Annotated in this window: 23 protein-coding genes; 12 read left to right on the forward strand and 11 right to left on the reverse strand. The window is 67.6% G+C overall.

Annotation, left to right across the window (positions count from 1 at the left end; all coding sequences use genetic code 11):
• Positions 1 to 456, forward strand: a complete 456-nt coding sequence (locus tag ACZ48X_RS18340) for a hypothetical protein (protein ID WP_336348316.1) — start codon at positions 1 to 3, stop codon at positions 454 to 456.
• 7 nt (positions 457 to 463) lie between these two features.
• Here the strand turns inward: ACZ48X_RS18340 and ACZ48X_RS18345 are convergent, their stop codons facing one another.
• From ACZ48X_RS18345 to ACZ48X_RS18355, 3 genes are read right to left on the reverse strand one after another with little or no spacing between them, the layout of a single operon-like run.
• The gene (locus ACZ48X_RS18345) at positions 464 to 1,327 is read right to left on the reverse strand and encodes a 3-hydroxyacyl-CoA dehydrogenase family protein (protein ID WP_336348315.1); all 864 of its coding nucleotides are present in this window, start codon (positions 1,325 to 1,327) and stop codon (positions 464 to 466) included.
• 55 nt (positions 1,328 to 1,382) lie between these two features.
• The gene (locus tag ACZ48X_RS18350; RefSeq protein WP_336348314.1) at positions 1,383 to 1,802 is read right to left on the reverse strand and encodes a hypothetical protein; all 420 of its coding nucleotides are present in this window, start codon (positions 1,800 to 1,802) and stop codon (positions 1,383 to 1,385) included.
• Between the two features lie 12 nt (positions 1,803 to 1,814).
• Entirely contained in the window at positions 1,815 to 2,717 is a 903-nt protein-coding gene (locus ACZ48X_RS18355) for a hypothetical protein (protein ID WP_336348313.1), read from the reverse strand.
• Positions 2,718 to 2,965: 248 nt separating this feature from the next.
• Between ACZ48X_RS18355 and ACZ48X_RS18360 the strand changes: the two genes are divergently transcribed.
• The 3 genes from ACZ48X_RS18360 (at position 2,966) to ACZ48X_RS18370 (ending at position 5,442) form a co-directional block, all read left to right on the forward strand.
• Complete coding sequence (locus tag ACZ48X_RS18360) at positions 2,966 to 3,535, forward strand: DUF7409 domain-containing protein (RefSeq protein WP_336348312.1); 570 nt, start codon at positions 2,966 to 2,968, stop codon at positions 3,533 to 3,535.
• Between the two features lie 170 nt (positions 3,536 to 3,705).
• Positions 3,706 to 4,503, forward strand: a complete 798-nt coding sequence (locus tag ACZ48X_RS18365; RefSeq protein ID WP_336348311.1) for a class I fructose-bisphosphate aldolase — start codon at positions 3,706 to 3,708, stop codon at positions 4,501 to 4,503.
• Between the two features lie 12 nt (positions 4,504 to 4,515).
• The gene (locus ACZ48X_RS18370; RefSeq protein WP_336348310.1) at positions 4,516 to 5,442 is read left to right on the forward strand and encodes a class 1 fructose-bisphosphatase; all 927 of its coding nucleotides are present in this window, start codon (positions 4,516 to 4,518) and stop codon (positions 5,440 to 5,442) included.
• Positions 5,443 to 5,496: 54 nt separating this feature from the next.
• Here the strand turns inward: ACZ48X_RS18370 and ACZ48X_RS18375 are convergent, their stop codons facing one another.
• Positions 5,497 to 5,811, reverse strand: coding sequence for an ArsR/SmtB family transcription factor (locus ACZ48X_RS18375; protein WP_336348309.1), 315 nt, complete (start codon positions 5,809 to 5,811; stop codon positions 5,497 to 5,499).
• A gap of 245 nt (positions 5,812 to 6,056) precedes the next feature.
• Here ACZ48X_RS18375 and ACZ48X_RS18380 point away from each other — a divergent pair, with 245 nt between their 5' ends.
• The 4 genes from ACZ48X_RS18380 to ACZ48X_RS18395 all read left to right on the forward strand — a co-directional run bounded on the left by ACZ48X_RS18380 (position 6,057) and on the right by ACZ48X_RS18395 (position 9,364).
• Positions 6,057 to 6,353, forward strand: coding sequence for a hypothetical protein (locus ACZ48X_RS18380; protein ID WP_336348308.1), 297 nt, complete (start codon positions 6,057 to 6,059; stop codon positions 6,351 to 6,353).
• 77 nt (positions 6,354 to 6,430) lie between these two features.
• Positions 6,431 to 8,176, forward strand: a complete 1,746-nt coding sequence (locus tag ACZ48X_RS18385) for an acyl-CoA carboxylase subunit beta (RefSeq protein WP_336348307.1) — start codon at positions 6,431 to 6,433, stop codon at positions 8,174 to 8,176.
• A gap of 150 nt (positions 8,177 to 8,326) precedes the next feature.
• Entirely contained in the window at positions 8,327 to 8,929 is a 603-nt protein-coding gene (locus ACZ48X_RS18390; RefSeq protein WP_336348306.1) for a DUF4382 domain-containing protein, read from the forward strand.
• An 87-nt stretch (positions 8,930 to 9,016) separates the two neighbouring features.
• On the forward strand, positions 9,017 to 9,364 hold the full coding sequence (locus tag ACZ48X_RS18395) for a DUF5658 family protein (protein ID WP_336348305.1): 348 nt from the start codon (positions 9,017 to 9,019) through the stop codon (positions 9,362 to 9,364).
• 23 nt (positions 9,365 to 9,387) lie between these two features.
• Here the strand turns inward: ACZ48X_RS18395 and ACZ48X_RS18400 are convergent, their stop codons facing one another.
• The 5 genes from ACZ48X_RS18400 to ACZ48X_RS18420 all read right to left on the reverse strand — a co-directional run bounded on the left by ACZ48X_RS18400 (position 9,388) and on the right by ACZ48X_RS18420 (position 15,302).
• Complete coding sequence (locus tag ACZ48X_RS18400; RefSeq protein WP_336348304.1) at positions 9,388 to 9,876, reverse strand: MaoC family dehydratase; 489 nt, start codon at positions 9,874 to 9,876, stop codon at positions 9,388 to 9,390.
• Between the two features lie 91 nt (positions 9,877 to 9,967).
• Positions 9,968 to 11,683, reverse strand: coding sequence for an asparagine synthase-related protein (locus ACZ48X_RS18405; protein WP_336348303.1), 1,716 nt, complete (start codon positions 11,681 to 11,683; stop codon positions 9,968 to 9,970).
• Positions 11,680 to 13,623 carry an asparagine synthase-related protein gene (locus ACZ48X_RS18410; protein ID WP_336348302.1) on the reverse strand — a complete coding sequence of 648 codons (1,944 nt, stop codon included), beginning with the start codon at positions 13,621 to 13,623 and terminating at the stop codon, positions 11,680 to 11,682. The genes ACZ48X_RS18405 and ACZ48X_RS18410 overlap by 4 nt, the downstream gene beginning before the upstream one ends.
• Before the next feature lie 3 nt (positions 13,624 to 13,626).
• Positions 13,627 to 15,117 carry a sulfatase-like hydrolase/transferase gene (locus ACZ48X_RS18415; protein ID WP_336348301.1) on the reverse strand — a complete coding sequence of 497 codons (1,491 nt, stop codon included), beginning with the start codon at positions 15,115 to 15,117 and terminating at the stop codon, positions 13,627 to 13,629.
• Positions 15,114 to 15,302: a hypothetical protein gene (locus ACZ48X_RS18420; protein ID WP_336348300.1), complete on the reverse strand. Its 189-nt coding sequence runs from the start codon at positions 15,300 to 15,302 to the stop codon at positions 15,114 to 15,116. Before ACZ48X_RS18420 ends, ACZ48X_RS18415 begins: the two co-directional genes overlap by 4 nt.
• Before the next feature lie 132 nt (positions 15,303 to 15,434).
• On the opposite strand from ACZ48X_RS18420, the gene ACZ48X_RS18425 reads away from it, so the two are divergent.
• On the forward strand, positions 15,435 to 15,644 hold the full coding sequence (locus tag ACZ48X_RS18425) for a hypothetical protein (RefSeq protein WP_336348299.1): 210 nt from the start codon (positions 15,435 to 15,437) through the stop codon (positions 15,642 to 15,644).
• Between the two features lie 54 nt (positions 15,645 to 15,698).
• Here ACZ48X_RS18425 and ACZ48X_RS18430 read toward each other — a convergent pair whose 3' ends face one another.
• Positions 15,699 to 15,956 carry a DUF5789 family protein gene (locus ACZ48X_RS18430; RefSeq protein WP_336348298.1) on the reverse strand — a complete coding sequence of 86 codons (258 nt, stop codon included), beginning with the start codon at positions 15,954 to 15,956 and terminating at the stop codon, positions 15,699 to 15,701.
• A gap of 284 nt (positions 15,957 to 16,240) precedes the next feature.
• Here ACZ48X_RS18430 and gdhB point away from each other — a divergent pair, with 284 nt between their 5' ends.
• Positions 16,241 to 17,521: a glutamate dehydrogenase GdhB gene (gene gdhB, locus ACZ48X_RS18435; protein WP_336348297.1), complete on the forward strand. Its 1,281-nt coding sequence runs from the start codon at positions 16,241 to 16,243 to the stop codon at positions 17,519 to 17,521.
• Positions 17,522 to 17,578: 57 nt separating this feature from the next.
• Here the strand turns inward: gdhB and ACZ48X_RS18440 are convergent, their stop codons facing one another.
• Positions 17,579 to 17,749, reverse strand: coding sequence for a hypothetical protein (locus ACZ48X_RS18440; protein ID WP_336348296.1), 171 nt, complete (start codon positions 17,747 to 17,749; stop codon positions 17,579 to 17,581).
• 148 nt (positions 17,750 to 17,897) lie between these two features.
• Here ACZ48X_RS18440 and ACZ48X_RS18445 point away from each other — a divergent pair, with 148 nt between their 5' ends.
• Entirely contained in the window at positions 17,898 to 18,782 is an 885-nt protein-coding gene (locus ACZ48X_RS18445) for an HpcH/HpaI aldolase/citrate lyase family protein (protein WP_336348295.1), read from the forward strand.
• Between the two features lie 157 nt (positions 18,783 to 18,939).
• Positions 18,940 to 20,196, forward strand: coding sequence for a Glu/Leu/Phe/Val family dehydrogenase (locus ACZ48X_RS18450; RefSeq protein ID WP_336348294.1), 1,257 nt, complete (start codon positions 18,940 to 18,942; stop codon positions 20,194 to 20,196).
• Positions 20,197 to 20,285: the final 89 nt, after the last annotated feature.

Genomic DNA, 20,285 nt, shown 5'->3' on the forward strand with positions numbered 1-20,285 from the left:
ATGACCTCGCGAAGACAGCTACTGACGACTGCAGGGTCGGCCGTCGCGTGTGGACTCGCCGGCTGCCTCTCGTCGAACAACCGTGACGAGTGGCTGAACGTCGCGGGATACATCGCACGAAACGAGACACAGCGGACGCGGACGTTCGAGCTTGGCGTGACCGATGGCGGGAAACCGGTCCCATACTCGAAAACTGTGCAGATCGATGCGAACAACCAACAGACAATCGTTGGCGGGACAGATACGCGAAGCGACTACCTGGTCGCTGCGAAAGCCGCCGATACGGACGTCGTTGCCGATGCAAAGGAACTCATCGATGACCACGCCCCCTGGGTCGTCCCGAAGTTCACGCTGGAGACGAGTTCGAAGCTCGCAGTCACCGGAACGGGCTATGAGGAGTACCCCCGCGAGATGTTCGAGACCACTGCTGCCACCACAGCCACTGACGACGACTGAACGAGATTCAGTCGTACTCGTAGAAGCCTTCGCCGGTCTTCTTCCCGAGGTCGCCGGCGTCGACCTTCCGCTTGAGGAGGTAGGCGGGCTTGTAGCGGTCGCCGAGTTCCTCGTGGAGCGTCTCGCTGGCGTGCAGGCAGATGTCGAGGCCGATGTGGTCCGCGAGCGTGAGCGGCCCCATCGGGACGTTCGTTCCGAGTTCCATCCCGGTGTCGATGTCCTCCTTCGTCGCGACGCCCTCGTCGAACGCGCGGATGCCCTCGTTGATCCACGGCATCAGGATGCGGTTCGCGACGAACCCCGGCTTGTCGTCGGACTCCCACGTCGTCTTCCCGAGGTCCTCCGCGAACGCGTGCGCCAGGTCGAGCGCCTCGCTACTGGACTTCTCGCCTTCGACGATCTCGACGCCCTCCATCACGGGCACGGGGTTCATGAAGTGCAGGCCGACGACGCGCTCCTCGCTGTCGATCGCGCTCGCGATGGTCGTGATCGAGAGCGTGCTCGTGTTCGTCGCGAGCAGGCACTCGTCGTCCACGGCGTCCTCGAGGTCCGTGAAGATGCTCTGCTTGACGTCCATCTCCTCGAGGGCGGCCTCGACGACGACGTCGCAGTCCGCGAGGTCCGAGAGCGCGGTCGTCCCCGAGATACGGTCGAGGATAGCCGCCTTCTCGTCCGCGTCGATGCTGTCGCGGGAGACGAACCGGTCGAGGCTGTCCTCGATGGTCTCGAACCCGGAATCGACGAAGTCCTGCTCGATGTCGCGCATCGTCACGTCGTAGCCCGCCTGCGCCGCGACCTGCGCGATGCCGCTGCCCATCGTGCCGGCGCCGACAACGCCGACGCGCTCCACGTCGTCGAGTGTGCGTACCATGAGCGGTAGTTCGCCGAACGGCAGTAAAAATGTGGGAGGTTCGCTCGTCGCCGCGTCAGTCCGCGAGCGCGCCGCCGACTCGATACCCGACGTACGAGAGTCCCTGCACGACGCCGAGCACCATGACGAACAGCACCGCGAGCAGCGGGAGGTTCGGGTCGGTGAGCGCGCCGACGGGTTCGACGAACTCGGCCACCGGCATCAGTGCCACGAGGGCGACGACGTAACTGGTGCTGACGACGACCGTGCTGTTCTCCGACATGTCCCGGAGCCCGCACCAGATGCCGACGACGAGCGCGTGCAGGCCGAGCAACGGCACCAGCACCGCGTCTCCCGGCCGCGACACGGACCCGTGCAGGAGGGCGTCGGCCGCGACGACGGCAACGTAGATACCGAGAACGCCGAGTACCGTGGCCACGGCGACGCGGACCAGGTCGTCCCGGTTCACCGACGTGGAGTCGACGGTAGCAGTCATACGTAGTACCTATCAGTTCCGCGTTATAATCTTTGCCCAGCCATCGGCGCTCTCGTCGTCCGTGTAGCCGTCGCCGTTGCCGGCCCACTGCATGTCGGCGCTGTAATCGCCGACGTTCGACGTGAACGAGTCCACGACCTTGTCACGCGTCTCGTCGAAACGGAAGTCGCACTCGAGCGCTATCTGACAGTGGTCCGCAGTGTCGTAGTGGGGTTGCGCGACGACGCGGCCGTCCGGGAGGTCCCAGAGGCGGGCGTGCCACTGCGCGCCGAGGTAGCCGGTGCCCTTCGCGAACCCCGCGTGCTGTGCGGGCGTGCTCCCGTCGTCGAGGATGACGTAGCGGTCCTTGCTCGGGAGCGCCGAGCACCAGCACTTGCCCGACCAGACGTCGAGGTTCTGCATCTCGTACTGTATCTGGTCCGCGTCGCGGAACGTGTCCCAGATGACGCTTATCGGGCCCGTGCGCTCGGAGAGGTCCGTGGACGTGTCCGAGTACGAGTACAGCGGGACCGTGTCGATGGACGAGACGGTCGGTTCGGACGACGACTTCGCCTGACGCTTGATATCGGCTTCCTTCTCGGCGAAGGTCTCGATGGTTGCGAGGTACGCGACGTCCTCGAACTCGACGCTGAACGCGGACGTGCGGTCGCGGTATCGCTCCGGGAGTTCGCGCTCGGCGACGACCCCGCGGTCGATGGTGACCACGGTCCGGCCGACGGTCGACCGCAGTTCCTTGCTCCGGAACTTCTCCGTGTACGCGACCCCGTCGCGCTCGGGTTCGTACTCGAAGATGCGGGTGCCGCGGTACCGGACGTCCGTGCTCGGGCCGTCCGACCGCTCAGCCGTGGCCGTCGACGCGACGCTCGTTATCACACTCGTTCCAGCTACCGCCTTGAGTACATCTCGTCGATGCATACAGTTCGAAATCCGGACCAATTATTTAAATATAATGTAATTGGTATCTGAAGGCAAGTGCCAACTAGTTTCGGAAAAAGCAGACGAAAGCGAGGAGGTATGCCGGCTTCTATCTGGCTGGACGGTGCTGTCTCAACTAAAACCGATTTGGATTCTGAAATATAACTGGCGCGAACTAGTGAGGAAAGTGTAAGTTCGATTCTGCGAGTGCCAACATTGAAGCGATACCCCGTCTTGGGTTGGACAACGTGGCCAGCGAGGAGTCCGAGCGCGGGGTGGGTGAGGCAGTGGTGGACCGGACCGCGCTCCCAGGGGTGGACGAGTCGGACGCCAGCGCGATGGCGGACGCGGACGTCGACGCGGTTGACGTCCACGAGCGCGCGGTGAGCTACAGGGACCTCCTCTCGGCGGGCGTCGACGCCGACACGGCGACGGCGCTCCGCCGCGAGTTCAGCCTCCCGTACTCGACGCGATTCGGCGAGGGCATCGAGGACCGCTCCGCCGACGTCTCCGGCCTCCAGGACGGCGAGCGCGAGTGGGTGGCGGCGAGCGCGAGCGACTGGGAGGAGATGGGCGTCCCCGAGTACGACCCCGTCGAGCGCGAACCCGCGGACGTCTGGGCGGACCGCGACCGCCCGACGCCCGTCACCGCCGTCCCCGGCGTCGGCCCCGACGACGCCGAAGACCTCGCCGACGTCGGCGTGACCTCGGTCCGCCAGCTCGCGTTCGCCTCCGCGAGCACCGTCGCCGACCTCCTCGAGATGAACGTGATGGCGGTGCGGACGTGGCGGTTCCAGGCGCGCGAACTCGCGGACTGACCCCGCAACCCCGGTTTAAGTACTATTAACTACACCAGTAGTCAGTTTCCAGAATCTCGATTCCAGCGATTCCTGCCTGGAGAAGCCGGCTCCTACCGGATTGGGAACCGTCGACGAGGCGGGGAACGACCGTCAAACCTTAGTAGTCAGTTTGCGGAGTCCCGCATAGCATGCTCCCCATCGACGACACCCCGCTCGTGCGCGACGGCAAGATACTCATCCTCGCGATGGACCACGGCCTCGAACACGGCCCCGTCGACTTCGAACCCGTCCCCGAGACCATCGACCCCGAGACGGTCTTCGAGGTCGGCACCCACGACGCCGTCACCGCGATGGCCGTCCAGAAGGGCGTCGCCGAGGCGTACTACCCGAGCTACGAGGACGACGTGAACCTCCTCGCGAAGCTCAACGGGACGTCGAACCTCTGGCGCGGCGAACCCGACTCGGCGGTGAACTGCTCGGTGGACTACGCCGCGGAGGAACTCGGCGCGGACGCGCTCGGGTTCACGCTCTACGGTGGCTCGAACAACGAGATCGAGATGGCAGAGGAGTTCCGCGACGCCCAGGAGAAGGCACGCGAGCACGACCTCCCGATGGTGATGTGGTCGTACCCGCGCGGGCAGGGCCTCCGGAGCGACCGCGACCCCGAGACCATCGCGTACGCCGCGCGTCTCGCGCTCGAACTCGGCGCCGACGTCGCGAAGGTCAAGTACCCCGGAACGCCCGAGGCGATGGAGTGGGCGGTCGACGCCGCCGGGAAGACGAAGGTCGTCATGAGTGGTGGCTCCAAGAGCGACGACTACGCGTTCCTCAAACAGGTCGAGGAGTGCATCAGTGCGGGCGGGAAGGGCCTCGCGGTCGGCCGGAACGTCTTCCAGCGCGACAACCCCGTCCAGATCCTCGACGCGCTCGAGAAGGTCATCTTCGAGGAACAGTCCGCGGAGCAAGCGCTCGACGCAGTCCAGTAGATGCACGCGACGATGGAGACCACGGTCGACGCGGTCCTCGACGCGCTCGCCAGCGCCACGCCCGAGATTCGCGAGGGGCTGGTCGGTCGACGCAGCTACCAGGACACCGAGAACGAGAGCGGTGAACGCCAGCTCGCCGCGGACGTGTACGCCGACCAGCTCCTCGAGGAACGCCTCGGCGGCATCGACGGCGTCGTCGAGTACGCGAGCGAGGAACGCACGGGCGTGGTCGCCGTCGGCGCTACTGACTCTGGCGACTCCGCGGGCGACGCCTCCGGTACCGGCTCTGGCGACTCCGCGAGCGGTGACGCGGACGCCGACGGCGCGCTCGCGGTCGCGGTCGACCCGCTCGACGGGTCGTCGAACCTCAAGTCGAACAACGCGATGGGGACCATCCTCGCGGTGTACGACGGCTCGATTCCGGCGTCGGGCCGCGACCTCGTCGCGAGCGCGTTCGTCCTCTACGGCCCTATCACGACGATGACGGTCGCGCGCGACGACGAGGTCACCGAGTACGAGGTCGTCGACGGCGACCGCCGCGTCAGGGACGCCGACGTCACGGTCCCCGACGACCCCGTCGTCTACGGGTTCGGCGGCCGCGTTCCGGACTGGCACGACGACTTCGAGGCGTACGTTCGCGAGATAGAGCAAGAGTTGAAGCTCCGGTACGGCGGCGCGATGATCGCGGACGTGAACCAGGTCGTCGAGTACGGCGGCGTCTTCGCGTACCCGTCGCTGGAGTCGGCGCCCGACGGGAAGCTCCGCCTCCAGTTCGAGGGGAACCCCATCGGGCACATAATCGAGACCGCGGGCGGTGCGTCCAGCGACGGCACGCAGTCGCTCCTCGACGTCGAGCCCGACGGCGACGTCCACCAGCGCGTCCCCCTGCACGTCGGGAACGAAGCCCTCATCGACCGGCTCGAGGCCGCACTGGACTGACCGCGCCCGGGCGTCGCGGTCTCGCGTGGCGTCGGTCACGCCCACGCGACCGGCTCAGTCCACGAGTTCCGTCCGGTACGTGACGTCGATGGTGAACCCACCGTCCTCGAGCCGGAAGCAGACCGCCTCGAGGTTCGTCTCGTACTCGCTGTAGTGGTTCCCGTCGGCGTCCATGTGCGTGCGTTCCTCGACGAGGCCGTACTCCTCGAGCGCGTCCAGTCGCCGGTAGATCGTCGGTTCGGACTCGTCGGTTCGTTCGGCGAGCTCCTGGGCCGCCATCGGCTCGACTGACGTCAACGCCAGTATCTTGCGCGCAGTCTCGCGTTCGAACACGTCGAACAGGGTCTCGGCGTCCCACTCACCAGTCACGTCCGAGCCACAGCGACCCGACACGCAAAAAGGCTCAGCCAAGAGGCGTCGACGGTCCGGGCTCGCGCCCGCGGCTTCACGGAACGAGAACGCGCGCCGGTAGCGAATCGGCTCGCTCACGGCATCGAGTTCGACGAACCGCCAGGACGCCTCGCAACGCTCCGAGACGCGCAGGGACGGAGTTTCACGGAGCACAGCCTTGGCCGGACTCATACCGGGCTGGCGCCACGACCGGGACGTAGACGATGGCGCAGATACACGAACACCAGAACTCGACCGAGTCCATCGACCTCTCGTTCGACCGCGAGACGCTCGGCGCGCTGTTCGTCAGACACCCGTGGGCCGTCCGCTTCCTCGTCCTGGAGGCCGTGCTGTTGTCGCTCGCCGGCATCATCCCGTTCGTCGGCGCGTCCGCGATGTACTACGTCGCGTTCGGGATGGTGGTCTCGCTCGCAGCGCTCGCCGCCGTCGCCGCAGCCGTCGTCGCGCTCGGCCAGGGCGTCAAGCGCGCCCGACGCGCACTCCGGTACCGTACCGCCTGAGCGAACCCGGTCGGGCGGCGAGAGTCGCCGCGACCGAAAGGGAAACCTTTCTCTCACCGCCGCGAGCAATCCCGGGCATGAAGGTCCGAATCAGCGACGGGGCGACGGAGGCTGAGGCGTCGGCGATCGCCGGCGCGCTCGCCGAACGCTTCGGCGACGACGTCGAGGTGTTCGTCGGGAACGCCGACGAGCCCGCGGCAGTCGAGGAGGCACCCGAGGACGCGACCGCCGAGACGCCAGCGGACGCCGGGGAGGTCGCCGCCGCCGTCGAGGACGAACTCGGCCCGACCGACCGCGAAGAGGCGCTCTGGACGGAGATCGAGGAGATACTCGAGGGCGGCCCGGAGAAGTACAAGGATCGTCTGAGCGACCAGGGGAAGCTGTTCGTCCGCGACCGCATCGACCTGTGGTTCGGAGAGGACGGGATGTTGTTCGAGGACGGGAAGTTCGCGGAGTTCGACAACGAGGACCGGATTCCCGCCGACGGCCTCCTGACGGGCGCCGCGGACTTCGAGGGTCGTGACGTTCACTTCATGGCGAACGACTTCACGGTCAAAGCGGGGTCGATGGCGGGGAAGGGCGTCGAGAAGTTCCTTCGGATGCAGCAGCGCGCGCTGAAGACCGCGAAGCCCGTGCTGTACCTGATGGACTCCTCCGGGGGTCGCATCGACCAGCAGACGGGGTTCTTCGCGAACCGCGAGGGCATCGGGAAGTACTACTACAATCACTCGATGCTCTCCGGGCGCGTCCCCCAGGTGTGCGTGCTGTACGGGCCGTGTATCGCTGGCGCGGCGTACACGCCCGTGTTCGCGGACTTCACCGTGATGGTCGAGGGCATGAGCGCGATGGCGATCGCGAGCCCGCGGATGGTGAAGATGGTGACGGGCGAGGACATCAGCATGCAGGACCTCGGCGGCGCGCACGTGCACGCCGAGGAGTCCGGGAGCGCGGACCTCGTCGCGGAGGACGAGGAGCACGCGCGCGAACTCGTCGCGGACCTCGTGAGCTACCTGCCGAACAACAGCGACGAGAAGCCGCCGAAGACCGACGGGAAGCCGCCGAAGAAGTCCCCGGAGGGTATCGACTCGGTCATCCCGCAGGAACCGAATCGCGGGTACGACATCCGCGACGTCATCGACCGCGTCGTCGACGCGGACTCGTTCTTCGAACTCCAGCCCGACTACGGGGCGGAGATCGTCACGGGGTACGCGCGAATCGACGGGCGCACGGTCGGTATCGTCGCGAACAACCCCGCGCAGCGAGCGGGCGCCATCTTCCCGGACGCGGCGGAGAAGGCCGCGGAGTTCATCTGGAAGTCAGACGCGTTCAACGTCCCGCTGCTGTACCTCGCTGACACGCCCGGGTTCATGGCGGGGAGTGGCGTCGAGAAGGACGCCATCCTCGAGAAGGGGAAGAAGATGATCTACGCGACGTCGAGCGCGACCGTCCCGAAGCAGTGCGTGGTCGTGCGGAAGGCGTACGGTGCGGGCATCTACGCGATGAGCGGCCCGGCGTACGACCCCGAGAGTACGATCGCGCTCCCGTCCGGCGAGATAGCCATCATGGGGCCCGAAGCCGCCATCAACGCGGTGTACGCGAACAAGCTGAACGACATCGACGACCCCGAGGAGCGCGCCGAGCGCGAGGCGGAGTTGCGCGAGGAGTACCGCGAGGACATCGACGTGCATCGGATGGCGAGCGAGGTCGTCATCGACGAGATCGTCCCGCCGAGTACGCTCCGCGAGGAACTCGAGAACCGGTTCGCGTTCTACGAGACCGTCGAGAAGGACCTCCCGGACAAGAAGCACGGCACCGTCATCTGAGCCGGGTCGCGCGAAGTCCTGCGCTCGGGTCGCGGGGAGTGTTTGACCTCTCCAGCATCAGTTTCGTGTTGTGTGGTTGGAGGTTTGGTCCGGTTACTGTTCGAACGATTAGGTCGGTCATTCACGCATAGACCGCCGAGACGGTGACGTATGCGACGACGTACACTACTCGGCGCGACGGCGGTTTCGACGGTCGCGGCGCTTGGCGGGTGCCTGAGCAGTATCACTGGTGCGAGCACGGGGACGCTCGCGACGCACGTCAGCGACCGGCCTGGCGACATCGAGGATTTCGAGTCCTGCGTCGTCACCGTCACGGAACTGGACGTCATGCCGGCCGACGCGGACGAGTCCGAGACGCTCGACGTCGAGGAGGGCTCGGTGGACCTGACCGAGGTCAAGGGCGAGAAGTCGGAGCTGGTGGACAGGTCGGACCTCGAGACCGGCGAGTACGACTGGCTGCGCGTCACCATCGACGGCGACGTCGACGCGACCCTCGCGGACGGTGGCGGGGACGCGACGGTGAAGGTCCCCAGCAACGGCTTGAAGCTGAACAAGGCGTTCGAGGTCCGCGAGGGGACGACGACGAACTTCACCGCGGACTTCACGCCGGTCAAGCGCGGCCAGGGGTCGACGTACAATATCCAGCCTGTCACGCAGGAGGTCACCGTCACCTACGAGGACGACGAGTCGACGAGCGGGACGGCGGCGAACGAGTCGACGAGCGGGACGGCGGCGAACGAGACGAGCGCCTGACCGACAGCGCGGTCCGCGGCTGCAGGAGCCACAAACACACCCGCGGGTGGCGAAACTAATTTAACCTATAGAGACATGGAATTTAGTGTGTCCCCGCTGGTGCAGGCCCTCCGGTCGACCACGCCGGTCTCCACGGCGTCGCGGCAACGACACGTGCGCGTAGCGTGGGGTCTCGCCGTGCTCGCGACGGTCGCGGACGTCGCGACGACGGCGCTCGGGACCGGACTCGGTCACGCGGAGGGGAACCCGCTCGTCGCCAGCGTCCTCGCCGCCGCTGGCGTCCCCGGGTTCGTCCTCCTGAAGGCGGGCATCCTCCTCGCGGCCGCCGTCGTCGGAACCCAGTGCTTCGACCGGCCCGCGGTCGCACCGTGCGCCCTCGCGGTCGCGTGGGGCGCCGTCGCCGTCGCGAACGTCGCGGTCCTCGCCGGCGCGTGAGGTCCGCCGAAGCACGCACCTCGTCACTCGGCGTGCTCGCGCTTCAGCGACAGGACGGTGCGTTCGAACTCGCAGACGAGGAGTTCGTCCTCGCCCTCGTCGAGTCGTTCCGCGTCGGCGTCGACGACGAACGCTTCGACGCGCATCGTCACGAGTCCGCGCTCGCCCGAACTCGTCTCTCGTTTGTCCGTGATCGTCGACTGCACGCGGATGGTGTCGCCGTGGAACACCGGGTTCGGGTGCTCGACGTCGTCGTAGCTGAGGTTCGCGACGATCGTGCCGTCGGTGGTCTCCGGGATGGTGATGCCGACCGCGAGACTCATCGTGTAGAGGCCGTTCACGAGCCGCTGCCCGAACTGCGTGTCGGCGGTGAAGTCCTCGTCGAGGTGCAGCGGCTGCTGGTTCATCGTCATGTCGCAGAACCGCTGGTTGTCGCTCTCCGAGACCGTGCGTCGACGCCGATGCTCGATGGTCTGGCCCTCTTCGAACTCCTCGTAGTACAGCCCGGGCATACGCGAAGCGACGACGCCGGGCGTGAAAAATCGCGTCGGTTCGGAGCGACCCACTGCAGCCGGTCGCGGGACCGCGGCGTCGCCAGCGCTGTCAGCCGAGCCACCAGCGCACGCCGTTCACGCGGAGTTGCTGGCGTTCGGGGAGGTCGCGAACGGCGGGATGATCGGGGAACAATCGCTCGGCGAGGTCGTTTTCGTCGTACACCTCGCCGCGGTTCGGCCAGGCGCGCTCGAACTCCTCGACGAACGGCGTGACCCGCCGAACGAGCTCCTCCGCGACGTTCAGGTACGGCGACGAGTGAGGTTTGCTCGGTGCGGCGTGCTCGAAGATGTCTTCGTCGACGCGCTCGAGGGCGCGTCGGCACGTGTCGCCGTTTCGCTTCCCGGGCGGCGTGCGGAGGTGCCAGTCGAGGAGGTCGGCGTCCATCGCGACGAACGGCTCGAGGTAGTTGTCCGCGAGGTGCACGCGGAACGGCATCACGGGCTGGTTCCGGAGGACGAGGAGGTCCGTCGCGTTGTGGAGGGAGTCCGCGCGCTCGCGGCACGCGTCCAGTTCCTCGCGGAAGCGGTCCGCGAGGAACTCCCACGACGAATCGACGTGGAGGTCGACGTCGACGTCGAGGTTCGCGAGGAGGTCGCCGGCGGCGGTTCCGAGTCGCGCGCTCGCATCGGGCTCGAACCCGAGCGTGTCGAGGAGGCAGTCGACGGGCGAGGGGTCGTCGACGAGCGAGTTCGACGGAACGGTCGCGCCGAGCGCGGTCGTGTCGTCCCACTCGAGGAAGTATCCCTTCAGGATGGTGTCGAACAGGAGACCGTGGTACATGACGTCCACGTCGAACGCGTCCTCGTACCCGGCGTGATGGATGTGGAGGGCTTCCTTCACGCCCTGCGCGTACAGCAGTTTGTCGTCGCTCGGGTACAGGTAGCGAGCGCCCGGTTCCAGGGTCGTGTGTGGGGCGTCGTACTGGCTGGCGAGTTTCTTCGCGACGCGAACCTCCCGCGAGTCCTCGCTCCCGACGGTGTACGAGGCCGCGACGTCGTCGATCTGGGAGAGCAGGAGCCGGGAGTCGTGGCCGCCCGAGAGGAGGACGCCCTTCGAGCCCGGGTAGTGCGAGCGACGTTCGATCGCGGCCTCCAGACGCCTGGTGAGTTCGCCGACGTGGTCGAACTCGCTGGGTTCGTACACGAACCGCGACAGGTCCGCGGTGCCGGTCGGGGTGAGCGTCGCGTCCGGCGGCACGCGTGCGACGTCCGCGAACAGCGTGCGTTCGCCGAGAACGGTCCCGAGGTGGAGCAGTTCGAGAACCGCGGTCTCGTCGGGCGTGCGGTCGTCAACGAGTCGTTCCAGTGCGGCGACGTCCGTCCCGAAGACGCGCGTCCCGTCGACGTCCGCGTAGAAGCACTCCCACGACCGTAGCGGGTCGGTCGCGACGAACGGGTCGTCGTCGACGTCGACGAACGCGAGGTACGAGCCGTTCAGCGCGTCGAGTGCGGCGTCGACGTCGCGGTCGGCGCGCTCGTAGACCGCTCGCGCCGGCCCGTCCTGGCCCTGTGGTTCCACGACCTCCCCGAAGAGCGCGCAGCCGCCCGCGTCGGTGCTGTACGTGTCCGTCCGCCGGTCGACGTCGAGGTCGCGAGCGCGCACGCCGACGGTCGCCCCCGGCGTCTCGAGGACGACGTCGAACGCGGTCGGGTCGCGATGCCGTTCGAACTCCTCGCGGTCGCCGAACACGCCGAACAGCTCTGTGTTCATCGACGATCGGGCGCTGCGTCGCGACGCGTCCGACTCGCCGACTGCCGCACTCATGCGTCGCCCCCACCGGGTTCGTCCCGGCCGATGCTCGACGCGACCACCCCGCGCCGCCCGGAGTCGTCCTCCGAGTCGTCGTTCGCAGCGTCTTCGTCGACGCCCGCGACGCGCTCGGTCACCGGCATCTCGAGGAGCGTCAGCAGCGAGTACAGGACCTGGTGGTACTCGGCGCCGTCGACGTGCTCGGCGTACGTTCGTTCGGCCGCGTCGGCGTCCAGGAACGGGAGGGCGTCGAGGACGTGCTCGTTCTCGCGGATCGCGTCGATCGCGAACGGCGAGACGCGGAGGAGTTCGCTCCGGTCCGGCCAGGGCTTGTGCGTGAAGTGCGGTTGCGGAGTCGGTTCGTCGTCCAGGTGCTTGCGGTAGAACCCAGTGATGTTCCGGCTGAGGAACGCCGCGGGGAACGAGCGCTTCAGGGACACGCCCGTCCGGGAGTGCGGGATCTCCGCGAGCGCAGGCGAGATCGATTCGAGGGCGGCGTTCACGACGTTCCGGCGGAGGAAGAACTGCTGGGGCATCCGGCGGTGCAGGTCGACGACGCGGTTGTCGAGGAACGGCGTCCGGTACGGACGCATCTGTCCGAGACTCCGCGGGAAGATCGCCTCGGTGTCCGCGCCGAGCGGATAGTAGTCGCCGTACATCACGAGGTCCTCGAGCGACGCGTACTCGACGCCGTGACTGACGACGCGACCGTCCTCGAGCACCTGGATGTTGTCGCGGACGACGTCGGCGAGGTCGCGGTTCGCGTCGAAGTACGGGACCTCGGTCGCGCTCGAGACCTTCGCGTCGACGTAGTCGTCGACGGACTCGATCGGCGTCTCCACGGGGAGGTCGACGGTCCCGACCGACCCGAGCGACACGGTCCGCGTCTGGAGTGGGCCACCGTCGAACAGCATGTCCGCGAACAGCCCGGAGACGAGGACGTCGACGCGATCAGTGATCTCGTCCTGGAACTCCGCGAAGTACGCCTGGTCGAACCAGCCGCTGAACGACGAGAGCCGCGGCGTCGTCGTGAGCGTCCGGGCTTCGTGGTCGTCGTACCGCTCGAGCAGACAGAACTCGTCGCCGGCGCTGTCAGCGACCCGGTTCGCGATCCGTGCTTCGCGACTCATCCAGTCCGCGTTGTGGAACGCCACGACTGACTGGTCGATCGCGGCCTGCACGATCCGCGAGTCGCTGCCGCCGGAGAGCAGCGTCCCGTACGCGAGGTCGTCGGTCGTCCAGTCCGCGAACATCGTGCAGAGGACGTCCACGAGTCGATCCACGAAGTACGAGAACGGACGGTCCTCGGGTTCGTACGTCGGACGCCAGTACGTCTCGTGGCTCGTCGCGAAGTCGTCGAGGTCGACGGTGACGGTCGTCGCGGGCGGAAGTTCGCGAACGTCCTCGAGCGCGGTTTCGCGACCGAAGACGCGACGGAGGGCGAGGTACTCGTGGAGGTAGTCCTCGTCGAACGCGGGCGAGACGTCCGGGTGCGCGGTCAGCGCCTGCGGGTTGGACGCGAACGCGACGCTCCCGCCGACCGACGCGTGATATATCGGGTGGGTGGCGAACCGGTCCGTGACGAACGTCAGCTCGCGGTCTGCACGGTCGTAGAGGACGATCGCGTAGTGTCCGTTCAGTTCCTCGACGAACTCCAGTCCGTGCCGCTCGTACAGCGTCGCGCAGTAGTCGGCGCTCGCGTCCGGCCCACCGGGGCGAGGCGTGTACTCGCCGCGAGTGCCGTGCCCGAACACGTCACCCCACACCCAGAGGAGGACGTCGCCGTCGTCGAGTGCGACCGGCTGGTCGTCGACCTGCACTGGGTGCGCGCGAAGCTCGAGGTCGACGTAGTCGTCGACGTACTCGAACGATGCCTCGTCGTCCCGCCACTGCGTCCACGACGCCACGTCGTCGGGGAGACGACCGTCGCCGAGGACGCCAGCGATCCCGACCATGATTCAGAGGTACCCGAGTTGCTTCAGGTGGTCCTCGACGTCCTCGTCGAAGTCGGTGTCCTGCTCGGTCGCGGCCGCCGCGCGCTTGTACTCCTCGAGGGGCTCCGCGAACAGCGCGCGGTCCGCGGCGGGGACGTCGACGTCCTCCGCGGCGAGTTCCTGCCAGCTCGGGCGGTCGCGGTCGAGCCGGTACCGGAAGCGCTCGCCGAGCGAGTTCCACTGGCGTTTGACGGGCGCGGTCCTGTCGCTCTCGGCCGACGGCTCGCCGTAGACGACGCGCATCATGCGGTCCCACCACGCGAACGTCTCCTCGCTGAACTCGCGCCCCCACGTTCGGTTGTCGCCGCCGAGGAGGCCGACGGTCTCCGCGGGGATGCGGTCCTGGAAGTATGTGTCGTCGAGCGGGCGTTCGTTCGCGAGGTCGACGAGGAGGTCGCCGAGGTGGAGGTGCGAGAACAACCGGTCCTCCGTCTCGTGGTACCCCTTGGGCGGGTTCACTATCTCGAGGGGCGTGTGCATGACGCCCTCGCTCATGCTCCCCGTGTGGTGCCAGAGGCCGTCGTCGGCGTCGTACCCGAGGTTGTGGCCGTGGTCGGAGACGATCACGAACGTCGTCTCGCGCTCGGTCGCGGCTTGCACGCGGTCGATCAGGTCCACGACCGTGCGGTCGAGGTAGTCGACGGCGGCGCGGTAGACGTCGCGGTAGTTCTCGGCGTACTCGTCGGTCGCGAGCCCGTCCTCGTTCAGTTCCCACTTGTCGATCTCGGTGGAACTCCACGAGTTCGGGACGTCGTGGATGCCGTCGTCGTGCTGGTAGAGGTTCCGGAGCGGCGTATGGGCGTCCATGTAGTTCAGGAAGAACGCGGTCGGTTCCGGGCCGCGCTCGGCTTCCTCGACGGTGGTGTCCGTGATGACGCTCGCGCCGTCGTCGACGAACTCCGGGAACGGGACGTCCCACTGCTTGAGTTTCGGTCCGAGGAGCGCCCAGACGCCGTTCGCGACGCTCTTCGCGGGCCGGTCGTGCTCGATGCACTCCCTGAGGAACCCGAGGTGGCGTTTCGCGGCGCTCGGTTCGTCCGTGCGCTTCATGTACTCCTGGACGGTCTTCCCCTCCGTGAACAGGGATTCGGCGGTGTGCGAGCCGATGGAGAAGTCGTGGAACGAGTCGAACAGTTCGTCGTACCCGAAGTGCGGGTTGATGTAGGAGTTCGCGCTCAGACCGACGCGGCGGTGCTCGGGGAGGTCGCCGTAGAACGTGTCGTCGACGTCGAAGTCCGAGAAGTCGAAGGTCGAGTCGAAGTGCTCGGCGTGCACGCCGTGCTCGGACGGCAGGTCGCCCGTGAACATGCTCGTGTGACTCGGCGTGCTCCACGAGCTCGCGGCGCGCGCTTGCTCGAACGAGCTCCCGGAGCGACGTCGGAGTCGCGGCGCGTATTCGTCGAACGTGTCCTTCCGGACGGTGTCGAGGACGACGAGTGCGACGTTCCGGGTCACGCGTCGACCTCGCCCTCCACGTTCGACGGGACGCGCGGCACGACCACGACGTCGCGACGCCGCTCGCCATCGGCGCGTCCGTGCTCGACGGTCGACGTCGATCCGACGCGCTCGACGTGGACGCTCGGTGGCGTCCGAGCGCGGGACTGTCGCGTGCGCGTTCGGTCCTGTGTGCTAGAGTCCATGCTGTCGGGACCGTCGCCCCACGAGTGGATTATTATGAAGGCCGTAAGCGGGGTTTGGCGGTCGATTATCCGCAGCCGGCACCGGGATTATCGGTGCCATAATCCCGCGTCGACGCGGCCGTCGCGGCCCAGTTGGTCTCGCTCGGCGGCGGCGTCGCCACAGCGGCCGCGTCGACGGCCGGCGGCGCGAACGAGACCGCGACGACCGCCGAGCCGACCGACGAACCGGCGAAGACGACGGACCGCGAGCACGGGTCGTCGAACGCCGACCTGATCGCGTGGGCGCTCGGCGTGCTCCTGACGCTCGGCGCAGGACCCGTCGTCACCCTCCTGCGGGAGTGAGCACTGCGCTGGGGGAGTGAGCACTGCGCGGGGGTTTCTGCCCGCGACCGCGCGTTAGCCCTCGCCCTCGGCCTGGTATGGTTCGCCGACGGCTTCGCGGGGGAGGAACGCGAACACCTCGCTTGCGAGTTCCGTGGCGTTCTCGAAGCGCGTCACGCTCGACTCGCTGAGGACCTCCCGGACGGTGACCTCGCCATCGGCGAGCTGGAGGCGTAGTTCGCCGTAGCTGTCGAGGACGCCGTCCCGGTCGGTCGGGTAGTGCAGGTCGTCGATGACCGCATCCAGTTCGCCGAGTTTGACGCTCTCTTGCATACTCTCCCTACGCTCCCGACGGACTTAGCCATGCGTTGCCTTCCCACGTGCAGCAGGCGGCTGGTGGTGGCGTGTTACCACGCCGCGTTGGCAGATACTGGCACGACCCGAATCCTTATCACAAGGGTTAACTCGGAGAGCGGGGTAGGCGGAGGCGATGCCCGGCGTCGCACCTGACGCGTATCCGACGCCGGCAGTTCTCGGCGCGGCGTGTGCGAACACCTCTCACGGTCGGTCGGTCGGTTACGGTCCGGGAGCACGCACGTCGCGCCAGAGGTGACCACATGGCCACAGCCACCGATACCAAACCCGACGACACCGACGAAGAGACCGCCCTCGAAACAGCGCGCCGCCAGCTCGCACGCGCCGCCGCCCACCTCGACGTGGACGACGGCGTCATCGAGCGCCTCGAACACCCCGACCGCGTCCAGCGCGTGAGCGTCCCGCTCGAACGCGACGACGGCTCGTGGGAGGTCTACACGGGCTACCGCGCCCAGCACGACAGCGTCCGCGGTCCGTTCAAGGGCGGCCTGCGCTTCCACCCGGAGGTCAGCGAGGACGAGTGCATCGGGCTCTCGATGTGGATGACCTGGAAGTGCGCCGTCATGGACCTGCCCTTCGGCGGCGGGAAGGGCGGCATCGTCGTCGACCCGAAGGACCTCAGCGAGGACGAGGTCGAACGTCTCACGCGCCGGTTCGCCGAGGAACTCCGCGACTCCATCGGCCCGAACCACGACATCCCCGCGCCAGACATGGGTACCGGCCCGCAGGAGATGGCGTGGTTCATGGACGCCTACTCGATGCAGGAAGGCGAGACGACGCCCGGCGTCGTCACCGGGAAACCACCCGTCGTCGGCGGGAGCTACGGCCGCGAGAAGGCGCCCGGGCGCTCCGTCGGCATCGTCGCGAAGGAAGCCATCGAGTACTACGACTACGACATCGAGGACGTCACCGTCGCCGTGCAGGGGTTCGGGAGCGTCGGCGCGAACGCCGCGCGCTACCTCGACGACCGCGGCGCGGACGTCGTCGCCGTCAGCGACGTCGACGGCGCCATCTACGACCCGGACGGCCTCGACACGCGCGACGTCCAGGACCACGACGAACGCCCCGGGATGGTCTCGGGGTACGAGCACGCCGACTCGCTCGACAACGCCGACCTCCTGGAACTCGACGTCGACGTCCTCATCCCGGCCGCCGTCGGGAACGTCATCACCGCCGACAACGTCAACGACGTGAAGGCGGACATCGTCGTCGAGGGCGCGAACGGGCCGACGACGAGCGCCGCCGACCGCGTCCTCGAAGAACGCGGCGTCGAGGTCATCCCGGACATCCTCGCGAACGCCGGCGGCGTCACCGTCAGCTACTTCGAGTGGCTGCAGGACATCAACCGCCGCAAGTGGAGTCTCGAACGCGTCAACGAGGAACTGGAGACGGAGATGCTGAAAGCGTGGGACGCCGTCCGCGAGGAGGTCGAGGCCCGGGACTGCACGTGGCGGGACGCCGCGTACGTCGTCGCACTCTCCCGCGTCGCCGACGCGCACGAAGCCCGCGGACTCTGGCCCTGACCGCGGCGACACCGTCGAACGAGCGGCCGAACGCCGCTCGGCACGTCGCCCGCAACGTCACTCGTCGATGGACTCGCTCTCGTCGTCGGTGGACTCGCTCTCGTCGTCCTCGAGCGCTTCGATACCGGTGAGGCGGACGACGAGCGTGGTCGCAGCGCCGACGAAGAAGTCCCGCGGCCGACTGAGGAGCGCGTTCTTCAGGACGTCCCGGCGAGAGTTATCGAGCACGCCAACAGGTTCGGCCAGCGAACGGATATATCTGCCTGCCCTCGACGCCACTGATTCTCCCGCTCGAGCGGCGGTGACCTGTCGACTCGACCGCCAGAACGGCGTCGAATCGCGGACACTTACGGGGGTCCACGACGCACGGGGTCGTATGGCTCGACGTAGCGTGCTGTTCTCGCCGGGGGACCGACCGGAACTGATGCGGAAAGCGCCCGCGACGGGTGCGGACGTCGTCGTCTTCGACCTGGAGGACGCCGTCGCACCCGCTCGCAAGTCCGAAGCGCGCGAGGCGGTCGCGAACGTCCTCACCGACGACGCGTTCGACCCGGACTGCGAGGTGTGCGTCCGCGTCAACCCCGTCGGCGACGACGAGGGCTCGGACAGCCAGGAGGCCGACGCGACCGCCGAAGCCGACGTGGACGCGCTCGAACCGCACCTCGACGACGCGCGACTGGACGCGTTCATGCTCCCGAAGTGCGCGAGCGGCGACGACGTCCGGAGCTTCGACTACCTCTTCCCGCGGGAGACACCGCCCGTGCTCGCGCTCGTCGAGAGCGCCAGCGGCGTCCTCAACGCCGAATCCATCGCGACCGCGGACGCGACCGACGCCGTCGTCTTCGGCGCCGAGGACCTCTCCGCGGACGTCGGCGCGACCCGCACGAGCGAGGGCACGGAGGTGCTCTACGCTCGCGAACACGTCGTGCTCGCCGCCGCGAGCGCCGACGTGGACGCCATCGACACCGTCTACACTGACTTCTCGGACACCGAGGGGCTCCGCGAGGAGACCGCGTTCGCCATCCAGCTCGGGTTCGACGGGAAGATGGCGATCCACCCCTCGCAGGTCGACCCGATCAACGACGCGTTCACGCCCGACCCCGAGGACGTCGACTGGGCCGAACGCGTGCTGGACGCGAAAGCCGACGCGGACGCCGAGGGCCGCGGCGTCTTCCAGGTCGACGGCGAGATGATCGACGCACCGCTCGTCGCGCAGGCCGAACGCATCGTCGACCGCGCTCGCGCCGCCGACGACGCCTGAACGCACGGCCCTGGCGCCAACTCCCCCGGTGAACTCACCCATCCAGAGCCACAGTCATGCTAGCACACTCCATATAAGGACCCTTCATTGGCTATAAGTCGTATTCAGTCCTATAATTCCGCCACGCTTAACCCGGGGCTTCGAGTTTCTTCACTCGATGACCCAAGAAGCGAACCCCTTCGAGAGCCTCCAGGAGCAGATCGACGACGCGGCGGCGTACATCGACGCCGACGACGACGTCATCGACCGCCTGAAGCACCCCGAGCGCGTCCTCGAGACGAACCTCACCATCGACATGGACGACGGGACGACGGGGCGCTTCAAGGCGTTCCGATCGCAGTTCAACGGCGACCGCGGTCCCTACAAGGGCGGCATCCGCTATCACCCGGGCGTCAACCGCGACGAAGTGAAGGCGCTCTCGGGCTGGATGGTGTACAAGTGCGCGACCGTCGGCATCCCCTACGGCGGCGGGAAGGGCGGCATCGTCATCGACCCGAGCGAGCACTCCGCGGGCGAGGTCGAGCGCGTCACGCGAGCGTTCGCGAAGGAACTCCGCCCGTTCGTCGGCGAGGACGAGGACATCCCAGCGCCCGACGTGAACACGGGCCAGCGCGAGATGAACTGGATCAAGGACACGTACGAGACGCTCGAAGGGAAGACCGAGCCGGGCGTCGTCACCGGGAAGGCCATCGAGTCCGGCGGGAGCGAGGGTCGCGTCGAGGCGACCGGCCGGTCGACGATGCTCGCCGCGCGCGAGGTCTTCGACTACCTCGACCGCGACATCTCGCAGGCGAAGGTCGCCGTGCAGGGGTACGGGAACGCCGGCTGGATCGCGGCGAAGCTCATCGACGAGCTCGGCGCGGACGTCGTCGCCGTCAGCGACTCCTCGGGCGCCATCCACAACCCGAACGGGTTCGACCCGGTCGCCGTGAAGGACTTCAAGCGCGAGACCGGCTCCGTCGCGGGCTACGAGGACGCCGACGACGAGTTCACGAACGAGGACCTCCTCACGATGGACGTCGACCTCCTCGTTCCCGCCGCACTCGAGAACGCCATCGACGAGGAGCTCGCGCGCGAGGTCTCCGCGGATGTCATCGTCGAGGCCGCGAACGGCCCGCTCACGCCCGACGCCGACGACGTCCTCACCGAGCGCGACGTCCACGTCGTCCCGGACATCCTCGCGAACGCCGGCGGCGTCACCGTCAGCTACTTCGAGTGGGTCCAGAACCGCCAGCGCTTCTACTGGGACGAGGCCCGCGTGAACGACGAACTCGAGACGATTATCGTGAACGCGTTCGACCGCATGACCGAGGCCTACGAGTCCTTCGACACGCCGAACCTCCGCACGGCGTGCTACGTCAACGCCATCCAGCGCGTCCTCAACGCGTACGAGGACGCCGGTAACTGGCCGTAACTGGGCGCTCCGCGGACTCTCGACGCTTCTTCGTTCTCGGGATCACCGATCCGTCAACTGCTGCAGTCGTCGCCCTCCACAGCGGCGCG

The sequence above is a fragment of the Halorubellus litoreus genome, assembly GCF_055378595.1.

Excerpts from the sequence above, each read along its gene's own strand:
- ACZ48X_RS18340 (WP_336348316.1), top strand. The coding sequence starts at position 1 with ATGACCTCGCGAAGACAGCTACTGACGACTGCAGGGTCGGCCGTCGCG.
- ACZ48X_RS18345 (WP_336348315.1), bottom strand. The coding sequence starts at position 1,327 with ATGGTACGCACACTCGACGACGTGGAGCGCGTCGGCGTTGTCGGCGCC.
- ACZ48X_RS18350 (WP_336348314.1), bottom strand. The coding sequence starts at position 1,802 with ATGACTGCTACCGTCGACTCCACGTCGGTGAACCGGGACGACCTGGTC.
- ACZ48X_RS18355 (WP_336348313.1), bottom strand. The coding sequence starts at position 2,717 with ATGCATCGACGAGATGTACTCAAGGCGGTAGCTGGAACGAGTGTGATA.
- ACZ48X_RS18365 (WP_336348311.1), top strand. The coding sequence starts at position 3,706 with ATGCTCCCCATCGACGACACCCCGCTCGTGCGCGACGGCAAGATACTC.
- ACZ48X_RS18370 (WP_336348310.1), top strand. The coding sequence starts at position 4,516 with ATGGAGACCACGGTCGACGCGGTCCTCGACGCGCTCGCCAGCGCCACG.
- ACZ48X_RS18380 (WP_336348308.1), top strand. The coding sequence starts at position 6,057 with ATGGCGCAGATACACGAACACCAGAACTCGACCGAGTCCATCGACCTC.
- ACZ48X_RS18385 (WP_336348307.1), top strand. The coding sequence starts at position 6,431 with ATGAAGGTCCGAATCAGCGACGGGGCGACGGAGGCTGAGGCGTCGGCG.
- ACZ48X_RS18390 (WP_336348306.1), top strand. The coding sequence starts at position 8,327 with ATGCGACGACGTACACTACTCGGCGCGACGGCGGTTTCGACGGTCGCG.
- ACZ48X_RS18400 (WP_336348304.1), bottom strand. The coding sequence starts at position 9,876 with ATGCCCGGGCTGTACTACGAGGAGTTCGAAGAGGGCCAGACCATCGAG.
- ACZ48X_RS18405 (WP_336348303.1), bottom strand. The coding sequence starts at position 11,683 with ATGAGTGCGGCAGTCGGCGAGTCGGACGCGTCGCGACGCAGCGCCCGA.
- ACZ48X_RS18410 (WP_336348302.1), bottom strand. The coding sequence starts at position 13,623 with ATGGTCGGGATCGCTGGCGTCCTCGGCGACGGTCGTCTCCCCGACGAC.
- ACZ48X_RS18420 (WP_336348300.1), bottom strand. The coding sequence starts at position 15,302 with ATGGACTCTAGCACACAGGACCGAACGCGCACGCGACAGTCCCGCGCT.
- ACZ48X_RS18430 (WP_336348298.1), bottom strand. The coding sequence starts at position 15,956 with ATGCAAGAGAGCGTCAAACTCGGCGAACTGGATGCGGTCATCGACGAC.
- gdhB (WP_336348297.1), top strand. The coding sequence starts at position 16,241 with ATGGCCACAGCCACCGATACCAAACCCGACGACACCGACGAAGAGACC.
- ACZ48X_RS18445 (WP_336348295.1), top strand. The coding sequence starts at position 17,898 with ATGGCTCGACGTAGCGTGCTGTTCTCGCCGGGGGACCGACCGGAACTG.
- ACZ48X_RS18450 (WP_336348294.1), top strand. The coding sequence starts at position 18,940 with ATGACCCAAGAAGCGAACCCCTTCGAGAGCCTCCAGGAGCAGATCGAC.